This window comes from Burkholderia sp. JP2-270 (genome assembly GCF_003233675.1).
In the GTDB taxonomy this organism is placed as follows: domain Bacteria; phylum Pseudomonadota; class Gammaproteobacteria; order Burkholderiales; family Burkholderiaceae; genus Burkholderia; species Burkholderia pyrrocinia_C.
This window is the reverse complement of the sequence record NZ_CP029825.1, coordinates 2997352-3011350: the sequence shown is the minus strand read 5'-3', so window position 1 is coordinate 3011350 and position 13999 is coordinate 2997352. Positions and strand designations below refer to the sequence as shown.

Below are 13999 nucleotides of genomic sequence, written 5' to 3'. Positions count from 1 at the left end.
AAGTGACGGGATGACGCGGTTCGCGAAGTCGTTCGCGCATCGTGCCCCGGGCAGGCATCGCATGGCAAGTGCGCGAAGCTGCCGCGTGTCGCTCACCGTCGGCGGGCGACGCACCGGCAACGCATGCTGCGCCCGCATGACTGCATGGATCGCCGGTCCCGCGCTGTCACCCGCGAGGGCCCGCCGCAAAGGCTTCGAGCCGATCGCGCGCATGCATGCGACGCATCCGGTAACCGGTGCGCGCATCGGCTTGCGGTGATGCGGATTCGCCATTCGCCGTCACCTGATTGCAGAGGATACCTGCGCAATGGTGAGAAGGTTCAGGAGCCGCGCGACGCCCGACGTCCGTCAGACGCATGCCGCCGGAACACGATGGCACAATCACGGTCCCTTTCATGTGCCCTTCACCGGGCACGCGCCGCCTCGCGGCGCCGATTCAACGCACAAGAAGGCCCCTGTCTGCCCCTATGACCCTGAACGAATCCTGGTTTGCGCCGCTCGTCGGCCTCCTCGTCCTGCTCGCCGCCGCCGGCGCAATCACCGCGGCCGTCCATTTCCTGCTGTTTCGCGTGGTTGTGCGGCTCGCGCGGCTGTCGGCCACGCGCGTGGACGACGCGCTGTTTGAGTTCGGCGCGTTCAGGTGGCTGAACCGCATCGTCCCGTTCGTCGTGATCAAGCTCGGCCTCGGCGCGGTGCCCGGCATTCCCGACACGGCCGTGCAGGTCGCCGACAAGGTGCTGTTCGCGCTGATCGTGTTCCTCGTGACGATGACCATCAGCGCGACGCTGTCCGCGCTCGAACACACGCACCGCACGCACCATCGCGACCAGCCGCGCCTGTCGCTGAAAGGCGCGATGCAGCTCGTCAAGCTCGTGATGTTCATCACGGCCGCGCTGGTCGTGATCGGCGATGCGACCGGCAAGCAGATCGGCCTGCTGCTGTCCGGCATCGGCGCGATGTCCGCGGTGCTGATGCTGATCTTCAAGGACACGCTGCTCGGCCTCGTCGCGGGCGTGCAGCTGTCGTCGAACGACATGCTGCGGATCGGCGACTGGATCACGATGCCGTCGGCCGGCGCGGACGGCACGGTCATCGACATCACGCTGAATACCGTCAAGGTCGCGAACTTCGATCACACGATCATCACGGTGCCCACGTGGAAACTGATCACCGAGAGCTACCAGAACTGGCGCGGGATGACCGAAGCGGGCGGGCGCCGCATCAAGCGCGCGCTGTTCGTCGACGCGACGAGCGTGCGCTTTCTCTCCAGCGACGAGATCGAACGGCTCGAACGCCTGACGCTGCTGAAGGACTATCTCGAGGACAAGGTCGACGCGATCGAGCAATGGAACGGCACGCTCGGCGCGGCCGGCGACTTCCCGGCGAACCGCCGTCAGTTGACGAATCTCGGCACATTCCGCGCATATGTCGCGAACTACCTGAAGGGCCATCCGCGGATCCGCCGCGACATGACGTGCATGGCGCGGCAGTTGCCGCTCACGGCCGAAGGCATTCCGCTCGAACTGTACTGCTTCACCGATACGACGACGTGGGTCGACTACGAGACCATCCAGGCCGACCTGTTCGACCACCTGATCGCGGTGCTGCCGGAGTTCGGGCTGCGCGTGTACCAGCACCCGTCGGGCTTCGACATGCGGCAGATGACCGGCGCCGTGCAAGCCGGGCTGCAAGCGCCGCACGCGGGTTGAACCATGCCAAGGCGGCCGGCCACCGGCCGCCGCCTGCCACCGGGCACAGCGGCACTCACCGCGCCGCGCACTCCGACGCGAGCCGCCCCAGCACCTTCAGCGCCTCCTCGATCTGCCGCGACCACGGATAGCTGTAGTTGAGCCGGATGAAATGCCGGTAATCGGTGCCCGCCGAGAACATGTGCCCGGGCCCGATCGTGATCCGCTGCGCGAGCGCGAGCGTGTAGAGCCTCATCGCGTCGACCTGCGGCGGCAGCTCGACCCACAGCACATACCCGCCCTGCGGCTGCGACAGCCGTGTGCCTTCCGGAAAGAACCGCCGCACCATCGCGCTCATCAGGCTCGCCTGCTGCGCGTACTGCTTGCGCATGCGCCGCAGGTGGAAATCGTAGCCGTCATGTTTCAGGTACTCGGCGATCGCCAGTTGCTCGATCGCGGGCGTCGCAAGCGTGTTCAGGAATTTCAGCTTCTCGACCTGGTCGCGGTAGCGGCCCGGCATCGCCCAGCCGATCCGATAGCGCGGCGACAGGCTCTTCGTGAACGACGCGCAATGCAGCACGAGCCCGTCGCGGTCGAACGACTTCAGCGCGCTCGGCGTCGTGTCGCCGAAATGCAGCTCGTGATAGACGTCGCTCTCGATCGCCGGCACGCCGTGCTTCGCCAGCAGCTCGACGAGCGCGCGCTTGCGCGCGTCGGGCATCTGGAAGCCGAGCGGATTCTGGAAATTCGGCATCACCATGCACGCGGCGATGCGTTCGCGCTCGAGAATCCGTTCGAGCGCGTCGAGATCGATGCCGTCGACCGGATGCGTCGCGACTTCGAGCGCGCGCATGCCCATCCGCTCGATCGCGTGCAGCATCGCGTAGAACGTCGGCGACTCGACGGCGATCGTGTCGCCCGGCTTCGCGACGGCCTGCAGGCACAGGTTGATCGCCTCGGTCGCGCCGATCGTCATCACGATCTCGCCCGGCTCGACCGCGATTCCGCGCTCCGCATAACGCCGCGCGATCTGGCGGATCAGTTCCTGGTTGCCGGGCGGCAGATCGTCGATCACGCCCCAGCGCGTGCGGCGGCGTCCGATTGCCTGCGCATAGCGCGCGAGGCGCTGCACCGGGAACTGCGATGCATCGGGATACGGCGAACCGAGCGGCACCGCGTCGTCGCGCGCGATCGAGCGCAGCGTCGACAGCACGAGCCGGCTCACGTCCACCGCCGATGGCTCGGCCGCCGGCGCCGACATGTGCAGTTCGGCTTCGGCCGGCGCCGCCGCGCGCGCCCGCACGAAATAGCCCGACTGCGGCCGGCTCTCGATCAGGCCGCGGCTTTCCAGCACGAGGTACGCGCGCAGCACGGTCGTGACGCTGAGCTGCTGCTGCCGGCTCGCCTGCCGCACCGAAGGAATCCGCTCGCCGGGCCGGTATACGCCGCGCTCGATCTGAGCCTGGAGATCGTCGGCCAGTTGTTCGTAACGCTTCACGCGCCTCCCTTTCAACTTCCCTTCAACAACACAGTTGCGATCCGCACCATATGAATGGCCGCAACTGTACTCTTTTTTGAAGTGAACAGGTGTACACACAGCCAGCCGGGTGCCGCGCGTACTCTGCATCCATCGACCCCGACACCTGCTGCACCATGAAAAAGAAATCCGCCACCGCGCGCATCGAACCGTACACCCACCCGGCCGCCGGCTGGGGTGCGCTGAAAGCCGTCACGATCAACCTGATCAAGGAAAAGGTCGCCGGCGGCAACTACCGCACGCTGCTGCGCCAGAATCAGCCGGACGGCTTCGATTGCCCCGGCTGCGCGTGGCCCGACCGCCAGCACGCATCGACGTTCGAATTCTGCGAGAACGGCGTGAAGGCGGTGGCTGCCGAAGCGACGAGCAAGCGCGTGACGCCCGAATTCTTCGCCGCGCACACGGTCACCGAACTGCTCGGACAGTCGGATTTCGAACTCGAACAGCACGGCCGGCTCACCGACCCGATGGTGTACGACGCGCAGACCGACCGCTACGTGCCGATCGCGTGGGACGACGCGTTCGAACTGATCGCGCGGCACCTGCGCGCACTGCCCGACCCGAACCAGGCCGCGTTCTACACGTCCGGCCGCGCAAGCAACGAAGCGGCATTCCTGTACCAGCTGCTCGTGAGGCGGTACGGCACGAACAACTTCCCCGATTGCTCGAACATGTGCCACGAGGCGACGAGCCGCGGGCTGCCCGCGTCGGTCGGCGTCGGCAAGGGCACCGTCACGCTCGACGATTTCGAGCACGCGGACACGCTGCTGATCTTCGGTCAGAACCCCGCGACCAACCATCCGCGGATGATGGGCGAACTGCGCGAGTGCGCGAAGCGCGGCGCGACGATCGTGTCGATCAATCCGTTGAAGGAACGCGGCCTCGAACGTTTCGCCGATCCGCAAAGCCCGCTCGAGATGCTGACGATGTCGGGCACAAAGATCGCATCGACGTTCATCCAGCCGACGATCGGCGGCGATTTCGCGCTGATCAAGGGGATGGCGAAACGCGTGCTCGAACTCGACGACGCCGCGCGCGCCACCGGTGCGCCGCGCGTGCTCGACACCGCGTTCATCGGCGAGCACACGGCCGGCTTCGACGCGTTCGCCGACGACCTGCGCAACGAAAGCTGGTCCGCGCTGACGGCCGAAAGCGGCGTGCCGTACGAGCAGATCGACGGCCTCGCGCGGCTCTATGCGCGCAGCGAGCGCGTGATCGCGACGTGGGGCATGGGCATCACGCAGCACAAGCATTCGGTCGCCACCGTGCAGATGCTGACGAACCTGATGCTGATGCGCGGCAACATCGGCCGCCCCGGCGCGGGCCTGTGCCCGGTGCGCGGCCACTCGAACGTGCAGGGCAACCGCACGGTCGGCATCGAGGAAAAGCCGTCACAGGCGTTCCTTGATCGGCTCGGCCACGTGTTCGATTTCGAACCGCCGCGCCACCACGGCTACGACGTCGTCGAGACGATCGAGGGGATGCTCGAAGGCCGCGTGAAGGTGCTGATCGGCCTCGGCGGCAACTTCGCGATGGCGACGCCCGACACGCCGCGCACATGGGAAGGCATGCGCCGCTGCGACCTGTCGGTGCACATCACGACGAAACTGAACCGCAGCCACCTGATCCACGGCCGCGACGCGCTGATCCTGCCGACGCTCGGCCGCACCGAGATCGACCTGCAGGACAACGTCGCGCAAGGCGTGACGGTCGAGGATTCGATGAGCATGGTTCACGTGTCGTACGGGATGAACAAGCCGGCGTCGCCGAACCTGATGTCGGAACCCGCGATCGTCGCGCATATGGGCCACGCGCTGTTCGGCAGCGGCAAGATCGACTGGCTCGCGTACAAGGACGATTACGCGAAGATCCGCGACGCGATCGAGGCGACGCTCGACGACTTCTACGACTACAACACGCGCATCGCGCGGCCGGGCGGTTTCCACCTGCGCGTCGCATCGCGCGACCGCGAATGGCTCACGCCGACGGCCAAGGCGAACTTCATCGCGCACGCGCTGCCGACCGACACGCCGATCCAGCGCGCCCGCGCGCTGCACGGCGAACGCCTGATGACGCTGATGACGACGCGCTCGCACGACCAGTACAACACGACCGTCTACGGGCTCGACGACCGCTATCGCGGCGTGTTCGGCCAGCGCCGCGTGGTATTCGTCAACCGCGACGATCTCGTGATGCTCGGCATGAAGGCCGGCGAATGGGTCGACATGGAAACCGTGTGGCACGACGGCATCGAGCGGCGAGCGAACGGCTTCCTGCTCGTCGAGTACGACATCCCGCGCGGCTGCATCGGCGCGTACTACCCGGAAACCAACCCGCTCGTGCCGCTCGACAGCGTCGGCGACGTGTGCAACACGCCGACGTCGAAGTCGGTGCCCGTGCTGCTGCATCGCGCGGCCGCGCCGGCATCGATCGCCGCCTGACGGAGCCCGACGATGATCGTTCGTCCGCGCGAGCACTGGCTGCGGATGCTGCTCGTCTGGAACGGCTCGGTGCTGCCGACCATCCTGCCGCAGCTCGTGCTGACGCTCGCGATCAGCCTCGTCGCGGTGTGGGGCGGCGGCCGCGTGCTCGGCGAAAAGGTGCCGCTGAACCCGACGCCGTTCACGCTGATCGGCCTTACGCTCGCGATCTTCGCGGGGTTTCGCAACAACGCGAGCTACGACCGCTACCGCGAGGCGCGGCAACTGTGGGGCGGCGTGCTGACCGCCGCGCGCACGCTGGTGTCGCAGGCGCTCTGCTACGGCGCGGTCGATCGCGACGACGACGCGCGGCGCGCGTTGGTGCGGACGGTCGTCGCGTTCGTCTATGCGCTCAAGCATCAACTGCGGGGCACCGATCCGGCCGCGGACCTGCGCGCGCTGCTCGACAGCGGCACCTATGCGCACGTCGCCGCCGCGCGGTTCCGCCCGGTCGCGATCGTGCACGGGCTGCGCGAAGCGTTCGCCGCGCGCGCCGATGCGGGCCGCCTCGCCGACACGCGCCTGTGGATGCTCGATGCGCGCCTCGACGATCTCGTCGCGATGGTGAGCGGCTGCGAGCGCATCGCGTCGACGCCGATCCCGTTCTCGTATGACGTGCTGCTGCACCGGACCATCTATGCGTACTGCGTGCTGCTGCCGTTCGGCCTGGTCGACTCGATCGGCGCGGCGACGCCATTCGTCACCGTGTTCGTCGCGTATACGCTGATCGCGCTCGATGCGATCGCGCATGCGATCGCCGAGCCATTCGGCGACGGGCCGAACCATCTCGCACTCGATGCGATCACGCGGCAGATCGAACGCACGCTGCTCGAGCTGAACCGCGAGCCGCTGCCGGCGGAAGTGACGCCCGGCAAGGCCTATCGCCTCAGTTGACACACTGCAAACGGTAGACGTAACGAACGCTTGCAATCGATACAGGTTGGAACGTCAACAGCCGGCGCCGGCCGCGCGTTTTTTCGTTAAGCGCCCACGATTCGGACGCGCAACGACAGGAGAAAACACCATGCGAGCACTTGCCCGCCATCTCGCGATCGCCGCCACGCTGATGTCGGTGCTGACCGGCACCGCGTTCGCCGACACGCCGTGGCAGCACGCGCATCCGCGCCGCGAAGAGGTCAACCGGCGTCTCGCAAACCAGAATCGCCGCATCCATCACGAGGTGAAGGAAGGCGAGATGTCGCACGCACAGGCCGCGCGCCTGCACCGCGACGACCGCAAGATCCGCCGGGAAGAGCGGGACATGGCCGCGCAGGATCGCGGCCACATCACGAAGAGCGAACAGCGCGTGCTGAACCGGCAGGAAAATGCGGTCAGCAACAAGATCGGCCAGTAAGCGACCACAACAAGCGCCCAATCGCCATCGCCTGAACGCCCGCTGCCGCCGTGCGACAGCGGGTGCTTGTTGTATCGAATCGTTTCAACGTGTCATCCGCGTCAAATGCCGCGGGTATACTCCGTCGTCAGCCGCTTGCCGTATCGACCGTCAAAAACGGCCCGATTCCGGGCGGTTTCGTCGCGAAGCTTCGCGTTTCGCCTCCCCCGCGCTCCAGCCTCGACACGAGACACACGACGACTCGACCATGAAACGATTCCTGCTGCTCCTTCCCGCCGCCCTGCTCGCCGCCTGCGGCTCCGCCCCCTCGTCCAACTCGGCCGCATCCGGCGCAGCGCCGATGATCTACGTGTCGTCGCAACGTCCGGCCTACGCGATCGCCAACTGCCTCGACAGCCGCCTGTCGGGTACCGAGCAGTCGCAACACAACGGCGTGACCGACATTGCCGTCGGATCGAACGCGTACTTCGTCACGCTCACGCCGTCGGGCCACGGTTCGGTCGTCAAGGTCGTACGCGGCTCGGGCAGCGAGCCGCCCGAGGAAGCGATGCGCTTCGCGATCGCGCGCTGCGTGATCTGATCCACCACCGGCCGGCGCCGGGCGCCCGCCCGGCCCGCTCCCGCGCGCCACCGCGCGCACGCCTAATATTTTCATCCAGGTGGCCGTCGATGAGAGAATCGCACCACGATTCCCTTTCAACGGAGCCCGCATGAAGCACCTGCTGTCCCGGCTGTTCGTCAGCGCCGCGCTCGTCGCGCTTGTTCCGGCGCTGCCGGCGCAGGCCGCCACGCCGCCTGGCATCTTCGTCGTCGCCACGCAGCTCGGCGAATTCACGACCCTCGACCCGAGCGGGATCTACGAGCTGGTGCCGTCCGAGTACGTCGCGAACACCTACGAGCGCCTGGTGCGCGTCGACCTGAAGGACCCGACGCGCTTCGACGGGCAGATCGCGCAATCGTGGACGGTCGGCGCCGACGGCGTGACCTACACGTTCAAGCTGCGCCCCGGCCTCACGTTCCATTCCGGCAACCCGGTGACCGCCGACGACGTCGCGTGGTCGCTGCAGCGCACCATCCTGCTCGACAAGGGGCCGGCCGGCGTGCTCGCCGATCTCGGCCTCACGAAGGCGAACGTGATGCAGAAGGTGCGTGCGATCGACCCGCAAACCGTCGTGCTCGAAACCGACCGCAAGTATGCGCCGAGCTTCGTGCTCAACGTGCTGAGCGCGTGCCCGGCATCGGTATTCGACAAGAAGCTGCTGCTGTCGCACCAGCAGGGCAACGATTTCGGCAGCGGCTGGCTCAGGACCAACGACGCGGGCTCGGGCCCGTACCAGCTCGTCAAGTGGACGCCTAACGAAAGCATCGTGCTGCAGCGTTTCGACAAATACCGCACGCCGTACCCGATGAAGCGCGTCGTGCTGCGCCACGTGCCCGAAGCGTCCGCGCAGCGGCTGCTGCTGGAGAACGGCGACGCCGACGCCGCGCGCAACCTGAGCCCCGACAGCCTCGCCGCACTGACGAAGGCCGGCAAGATCAAGGTCGCGTCGTGGCCGGTGTCCGCGCTGCTGTACCTGAGCCTGAACACGAAGAACCCGAACCTCGCGAAACCGGACGTGCAGCAGGCGATGAAATGGCTCGTCGATTACGACGGCATCCAGCGCAACATCGTCAGCACGACCTACAAGGTGCATGAAACCTTCCTGCCCGAGGGCTTCCTCGGCACACTGAACGCGCGGCCGTACAAGCAGGACGTCGCGAAGGCGAAGGCGCTGCTCGCGAAGGCCGGCTTGCCGAACGGCTTCGACGTGACGATGGACATGCCGAACGACTATCCGTACCTCGAGATCGCGCAGGCGCTGCAGGCGAACTTCGCGCAGGGCGGCATCCGCGTGAAGCTGATCCCCGGCGATGCGAAGCAGGCGATCGGAAAGTACCGCGCGCGCCAGCACGACATCTTCATCGGCGAATGGTCGCCCGACTACATGGACCCGAACAGCAACGCGCGCGGCTTCGCGTGGAACCCGGACAACTCGGACCAGTCGCCGACCAAAATGCTCGCGTGGCGCAATAGCTGGGACATTCCGCAACTGACGAAGGACACCGAGGCCGCGCTCGTCGAGCCGTCGCCCGCGAAGCGCGCGCAGCGTTACGAAGCGTTGCAGAAGGCCGTGCTCGCGAACTCACCGTTCATCATCATGTTCGAGAAGGTCGTGCAGGTCGCGACGCGCCCCGGCGCGACCGGGCCGGAAATCGGGCCGATCAACGACCTCGTGTCATACCGGACGCTCGCGAAATAGTCGCGGCTGCGGCGCGACGTGCTGGTCGACGGGCAGGCGCAGCGCAAGGGCACCGAACTGATGGTGCATTTCCGGTATCGGGTCGCGGCCGGCGCTGTCATCACGCCGCGCTCGACGAGCCTCGGCGGCCAGCAGCGCAACGCGATCCGGCGGCTGCGCGAAGCGTCGGACCTGCAGCAGCAGGCGGCGACCCGGCGGTCGCCGCGCACCGCTGCCGGTCAATTGAATGCCGCCAACACCAGATACGCATTCAGCCCGACGATCACGATCGTCGCCGCGCCGGCGACGATCCGCAGCGGCATCCGCATCGCGTAGGCACCCATCACGTCCTCCCGCGCCGACAGCATCAGCAGCGCGATCATCGGCATCGGCAGCACGAAACTCAGCACGACCTGGCTCGCCACCATCGCGCGCGTGACGTCACAGCCGAGCGCGACCACCGCGAACGCGGGCGCGATCGTCACCGCGCGCCGCATCCAGACCGACATGCGGCGGCGGATGAAACCCTGCATCACGACCTGCCCGGCCATCGTGCCGACCACCGAACTCGACACGCCCGACGTCAGCAGCGCAACGAGAAACAGCGCACCGGCCGCCGGCCCGAGCACCGGGATCAGCGTGTGATACGCGTCGCCGATATCGGTCATGCCCGGCGCGCTCAGGTGGAACGCCGACGACGCCATCATCACCATCGCGAGATTCACGAACCCGGCCAGCCCGAGCGCGACGACGACCTCGCGGTTCGAGAAACGCACGAGCCGCCGCCGTTCCGTGTCGTCGCGCGGCGCGGTGCGATCCTGCGTCAGGCCCGAATGCAGATACAGCGTGTGCGGCATGATCGTCGCGCCGATGATCCCGACCGCGATCGTCAGCGCCGCATGATCCGGAATCTGCGGGACGACCAGGTGGAACGCGGCCGCGTGCCAGTCCTGCGGCGCGATCAGCAATTCGCCGAGATAGCACGCGCCGATCACGCCGACCAGCGCCGCGATCGCGGCTTCCAGCGGCCGGAAGCCGCGCTTTTCGAGCGCGAGGATCGCGCAGGTCGCGCATGCCGTCGCGATCATTCCCGCGAACAGCGACAGGTGGCACAACAGCCCGAATGCGAGCGCGCCGCCGAGGAATTCGGCGAGATCGGTCGCCATCGCGGCGATCTCGGACGCGGCCCACATGCCCCACACGACCGGCGCGGGGAAACGGTCGCGGCACAGCTCCGCGAGATTCCGGCCGGTCACGATGCCGAGCTTCGCCGACATCGCCTGGAACAACATCGCGATCGCGTTCGCGGCCAGCACGACCCACAGCAGCCGGTAGCCGTACGCGGCGCCGGCCTGGATGTTGGTCGCGAAGTTGCCGGGATCCATATAGCCGATCGACGCGATCACGGCCGGGCCGACGAACGGCAGCAGCGCGGCGACGCCGGTGCGGCGCCCTTCCAGCGCGGCGCGCGCCGCGCCGTCGGCGCGCTCGGGAGACAGGGCCGGCAGCGCGAAGCCGCCGGCGGGTTTGCTCGTGACGGGAATCATGGTGTGTGGTGTTCCTTTCGGATAAGGAAGGCTGGCCCGGAAGCGGGCGCCGCGGCCGGCCTGCCGCCTGCCGGCCATGGCGGCACGACGACAGCGTTACAGCGGCACGACGTCCGGACGGTTGCGCGGAAACCGCGCGATCACGTCCGGCGCGACGTTCAGGTGTGCCTCGACGAGCTTCGGCGGCGTATGCGCAAGCCAGTCGGACAGCGACACCTCGGCGTAGCGGTCGGTCTTGAAGATCTCGAGGAACACCAGGTCGGTGTTGCCGGTGTTCTGCACGTAGTGTCCGAGGCTCTTCTTCACGTAGCCGACGTCGCCCGCGCGGAAGTCGGCCGTCTGCGCCTTCGGCCCCGTGTCGAACACGGTCATCCGGGCCTCGCCCTGCAGGTAGTACTGCCATTCGTCCGCGTTCGGATGCCAGTGCAGCTCGCGCATGCCGCCCGGATGCACGGTGACGAGCGCCGCCGCGACGGTCGTCGACACGTTGAAGTTGGTGCTGTCCGCGATCCGCACTTCGCCGCCGCGCGTCTTCCTGACCGGCTTCATGTCGCCGAGCGAGAAGATGAACGGATGCGGCGGCGCCCCGGCCGGCGAAGCCGACGCGCGCTGCGCTTCCGCGAGCGGACCGGGCTCGTCGCCCTGGAAGATCCACAGGTTGTCGAGCGGAACGTTCCTGAACGCATCGGCCGGCACGCCGAAGTTCAGCGCGAGCACGTCGGGCGGCGTATGCGCGACCCAGTCGGTCAGCAGCAGCGTATTGAATTCCGACGCACGGCCGTTATCGAACGCGAGCAGGAATTCGGCGCCGTCGGTGCCGAGGCCCTGCAGCGAATGCGGCAGGCCGGGCGGGAAATACCAGAGATCGCCGGTTTTCACGTCCTGCACCGACGGCCGCCCCAGTTCGTCGAGCACCGTGATCCGGCAACGGCCGTCGAGCATGATCGCCCACTCGGCCTGCTGGTGCCAGTGCATCTCGCGAATGCCGCCGCGCGTCAGGCGCATGTTGACGCCGGAAATGGTTTCCGAAATCGCAAAATCGTCCTGCGTGACTTCGCGCGCCCACCCGCCATTTTGAATTCGTTTATGGGCATTATTGAAAGACGCCCAGAATAATGGCATCCCGTTGATATCGGTGGCCGGCGGATCCTGAAAAGACGGAAACTGGTTGGCGATTGCCGGATTTTTCGGGCCCGGGTCGGTCAGGCTCTGGCGGTTGCGTGCATTCACCGCACCTTCCGGCGGGCTGTCCGGATTGCCGAACGAGGCGGCCTTGGCCGATACCGCAATGCCAGCGGCGGCAATGGCGCCCGCCGTACCCGCCAACATCTTGCGTCGAGAAAGATTCGTCATGGTTTCCTCTTCATTCTTGCGATTAAGCGAATTCCCGTTACGGAATACTTGCCGTTTTTCGGATTATCGAAAATCAAACATCCCGTGACGCAAGTTAAATACAAATCGCCGCAAAACTTAAATGAATTATTAACCTGAATTAATGATTTAATCTGATCGACTTTAATTTTGTAATTATTGCGGTGCGGAGGGCCGCCGGGCGGCGCCGGATGTCGGCGAATCGGTCAGGTCCGGTGAATGCGGAAATACGACCGCGGCAGGTCGCGATGTCACGCATGGCGACGAGAGACGATTGATGCGCGCAACGCGCGATCACCGATGCGATGCGATGCAGTCGATCCGGATAACTGATCGTGAAAAACGGAAAACAGGCGAACGCCGATGCGTCGAACACCGGCTAACCGGGCCGCGTCGGGCCGCGGCTTACTCCCGCGGCATGTCGGCGAGCCGTTGCGCGGCGAACCGCAGTCCGCCCAGAATGCGCTCCGCGACCCTCGCCGGAAACCCGGGAGGCAGTGCAGCGCCGACCGACTCGATCACGTGCGGCGTCATCGCAATGAGCCGTTCGACGATCGGCGTCGCGATATCGCCGAGCAGGCAATATTCGGCCATCGCGGTGAAGTGCCGTCGCGTGATGTCGCGCATCGCATAGTGCTTGCGCTTGCCGTGCACGGCCATCGCGAGCTTCGCCTTGTGCCACGACCACTGGTTCGCGCCATCGCCTTCGACCGGCCAGATCGACATCACGTCGTAGAGCGGCGTGAGGCGGAAACGGCCGCCCGGCAGCAGGCGCAGGCTGAAGTTCTTCGCATGCCCGTCCGGTGCCGCGAGCATCCAGAACACGATCAGGGCCGCGAACAGTGTGTCGAGATCCTCCCGCGCCGTCTCCGAACGGCGCAGGAGGCCTGCCAGGTCGGGCACGCCGGGGCCGCCCAGCGACTCGTACTTCAGGTGAGGCGGCACGCCGAGCGCCTGGCAGAAATCTTCCTGCGGCAAGCGCAGCAGCCACCCGCCGTCACGATGCAGCACACGATCGAACCGCTCGACCGACAGTACCTTGTGCGCGCCGAAACGCACGATTTCCGCACCCGCCGCCGGCAGGCCGAACGCTCGCAGGATCGCGAGACACAGCCACTCGTTCTCGACGGAGGCCGTGAGATCGGCCCGCTTGTTGCCGACCAGCCCGAGCGGCAACTTGAGAATATGCGTCGTCGGCGTGGCGCCATGCGGGCGCATCCAGCGCCCGTCGTGAAACAGCAGCGCGGTCTTTTCCTGTGCACCGGCCAGCGACAGCCGGAAATCGTCGTCGTCGTCGGCCCCCGTCGCCACACCGCTCGCCTGATCGAGCACGCGTGCGACGTCCTCGTCCGACAGCGGCGTACCGTCGATGCGATCCAGGCCGGTTGGCGCATCGTCTTCGCCGAGCAATTGCACCGCCCCGACGCAGTCACGACCGAGCGCGGCAAGCAGATCGAACGGCTCGGTCGTCGCCGTGCCGAACCGGGCGGCCAATCGGCGCCGAATGGCGTCGCTGTCCGGAAGCAGGTTGTCGAAGTAATGATTGACGCGTTCACCGCGCAACGGGGCATCGCCGACACCAAACGGCAGCGACAACGACAACGGGCGGCCGACGGCCGACTGCTTCCAGCCGGCGTCGTACAGCAGCTCCATGTCGCCGCGAGCGGGAATCCGCCATGTGCCGACCCGCTGGCCATTCGTCCAGATCGACAGCGCGCGAGTGTGCGATTTGCGTCCCATCGC

The 13999-nt window shown here is 66.8% G+C and carries 13 protein-coding genes; 8 read left to right on the top strand and 5 right to left on the bottom strand.

Annotation, left to right across the window (positions count from 1 at the left end):
- Nucleotides 1-85 precede the first annotated feature (85 nt).
- Complete coding sequence (locus tag DM992_RS31780) at nucleotides 86-259, top strand: hypothetical protein (protein WP_162631775.1); 174 nt, start codon at nucleotides 86-88, stop codon at nucleotides 257-259.
- Between the two features lie 208 nt (nucleotides 260-467).
- Entirely contained in the window at nucleotides 468-1709 is a 1242-nt protein-coding gene (locus DM992_RS31775; protein WP_111020073.1) for a mechanosensitive ion channel family protein, read from the top strand.
- Between the two features lie 55 nt (nucleotides 1710-1764).
- On the opposite strand, the gene DM992_RS31770 is transcribed toward DM992_RS31775, so the two are convergent.
- On the bottom strand, nucleotides 1765-3186 hold the full coding sequence (locus DM992_RS31770) for a PLP-dependent aminotransferase family protein (protein WP_111020511.1): 1422 nt from the start codon (nucleotides 3184-3186) through the stop codon (nucleotides 1765-1767).
- 155 nt (nucleotides 3187-3341) lie between these two features.
- On the opposite strand from DM992_RS31770, the gene DM992_RS31760 reads away from it, so the two are divergent.
- The 6 genes from DM992_RS31760 to DM992_RS31735 all read left to right on the top strand — a co-directional run bounded on the left by DM992_RS31760 (nucleotide 3342) and on the right by DM992_RS31735 (nucleotide 9674).
- Nucleotides 3342-5666, top strand: a complete 2325-nt coding sequence (locus tag DM992_RS31760; RefSeq protein ID WP_111020071.1) for an FdhF/YdeP family oxidoreductase — start codon at nucleotides 3342-3344, stop codon at nucleotides 5664-5666.
- Nucleotides 5667-5678: 12 nt separating this feature from the next.
- Entirely contained in the window at nucleotides 5679-6599 is a 921-nt protein-coding gene (locus DM992_RS31755) for a bestrophin family ion channel (protein ID WP_111020070.1), read from the top strand.
- 130 nt (nucleotides 6600-6729) lie between these two features.
- Nucleotides 6730-7059 carry a hypothetical protein gene (locus DM992_RS31750; protein ID WP_111020069.1) on the top strand — a complete coding sequence of 110 codons (330 nt, stop codon included), beginning with the start codon at nucleotides 6730-6732 and terminating at the stop codon, nucleotides 7057-7059.
- 247 nt (nucleotides 7060-7306) lie between these two features.
- The gene (locus DM992_RS31745) at nucleotides 7307-7639 is read left to right on the top strand and encodes a sugar ABC transporter ATPase (protein WP_111020068.1); all 333 of its coding nucleotides are present in this window, start codon (nucleotides 7307-7309) and stop codon (nucleotides 7637-7639) included.
- A 130-nt stretch (nucleotides 7640-7769) separates the two neighbouring features.
- Complete coding sequence (locus DM992_RS31740) at nucleotides 7770-9359, top strand: ABC transporter substrate-binding protein (RefSeq protein WP_111020067.1); 1590 nt, start codon at nucleotides 7770-7772, stop codon at nucleotides 9357-9359.
- Between the two features lie 18 nt (nucleotides 9360-9377).
- Nucleotides 9378-9674, top strand: a complete 297-nt coding sequence (locus DM992_RS31735; protein ID WP_111020066.1) for a hypothetical protein — start codon at nucleotides 9378-9380, stop codon at nucleotides 9672-9674.
- On the opposite strand, the gene DM992_RS31730 is transcribed toward DM992_RS31735, so the two are convergent.
- From DM992_RS31730 to DM992_RS31720, 4 genes are all read right to left on the bottom strand, one after another.
- Nucleotides 9578-10885, bottom strand: a complete 1308-nt coding sequence (locus tag DM992_RS31730) for an Nramp family divalent metal transporter (RefSeq protein ID WP_111020065.1) — start codon at nucleotides 10883-10885, stop codon at nucleotides 9578-9580. The genes DM992_RS31735 and DM992_RS31730 overlap by 97 nt on opposite strands.
- A gap of 96 nt (nucleotides 10886-10981) precedes the next feature.
- Entirely contained in the window at nucleotides 10982-12238 is a 1257-nt protein-coding gene (locus DM992_RS31725; protein ID WP_111020064.1) for an oxalate decarboxylase family bicupin, read from the bottom strand.
- Nucleotides 12239-12377: 139 nt separating this feature from the next.
- On the bottom strand, nucleotides 12378-12632 hold the full coding sequence (locus DM992_RS41940) for a hypothetical protein (protein WP_162631774.1): 255 nt from the start codon (nucleotides 12630-12632) through the stop codon (nucleotides 12378-12380).
- Between the two features lie 29 nt (nucleotides 12633-12661).
- Nucleotides 12662-13996, bottom strand: coding sequence for a type II toxin-antitoxin system HipA family toxin (locus DM992_RS31720; protein WP_111020063.1), 1335 nt, complete (start codon nucleotides 13994-13996; stop codon nucleotides 12662-12664).
- Between the last annotated feature and the right edge of the window lie 3 nt (nucleotides 13997-13999).

What these genes read in the sequence shown, in the direction of transcription:
- DM992_RS31725 (WP_111020064.1), bottom strand. Translation starts at nt 12,238, where the DNA reads ATGACGAATCTTTCTCGACGCAAGATGTTGGCGGGTACGGCGGGCGCC.
- DM992_RS31740 (WP_111020067.1), top strand. Translation starts at nt 7,770, where the DNA reads ATGAAGCACCTGCTGTCCCGGCTGTTCGTCAGCGCCGCGCTCGTCGCG.
- DM992_RS31745 (WP_111020068.1), top strand. Translation starts at nt 7,307, where the DNA reads ATGAAACGATTCCTGCTGCTCCTTCCCGCCGCCCTGCTCGCCGCCTGC.
- DM992_RS31720 (WP_111020063.1), bottom strand. Translation starts at nt 13,996, where the DNA reads ATGGGACGCAAATCGCACACTCGCGCGCTGTCGATCTGGACGAATGGC.
- DM992_RS31775 (WP_111020073.1), top strand. Translation starts at nt 468, where the DNA reads ATGACCCTGAACGAATCCTGGTTTGCGCCGCTCGTCGGCCTCCTCGTC.
- DM992_RS31755 (WP_111020070.1), top strand. Translation starts at nt 5,679, where the DNA reads ATGATCGTTCGTCCGCGCGAGCACTGGCTGCGGATGCTGCTCGTCTGG.
- DM992_RS31760 (WP_111020071.1), top strand. Translation starts at nt 3,342, where the DNA reads ATGAAAAAGAAATCCGCCACCGCGCGCATCGAACCGTACACCCACCCG.
- DM992_RS31750 (WP_111020069.1), top strand. Translation starts at nt 6,730, where the DNA reads ATGCGAGCACTTGCCCGCCATCTCGCGATCGCCGCCACGCTGATGTCG.
- DM992_RS31730 (WP_111020065.1), bottom strand. Translation starts at nt 10,885, where the DNA reads ATGATTCCCGTCACGAGCAAACCCGCCGGCGGCTTCGCGCTGCCGGCC.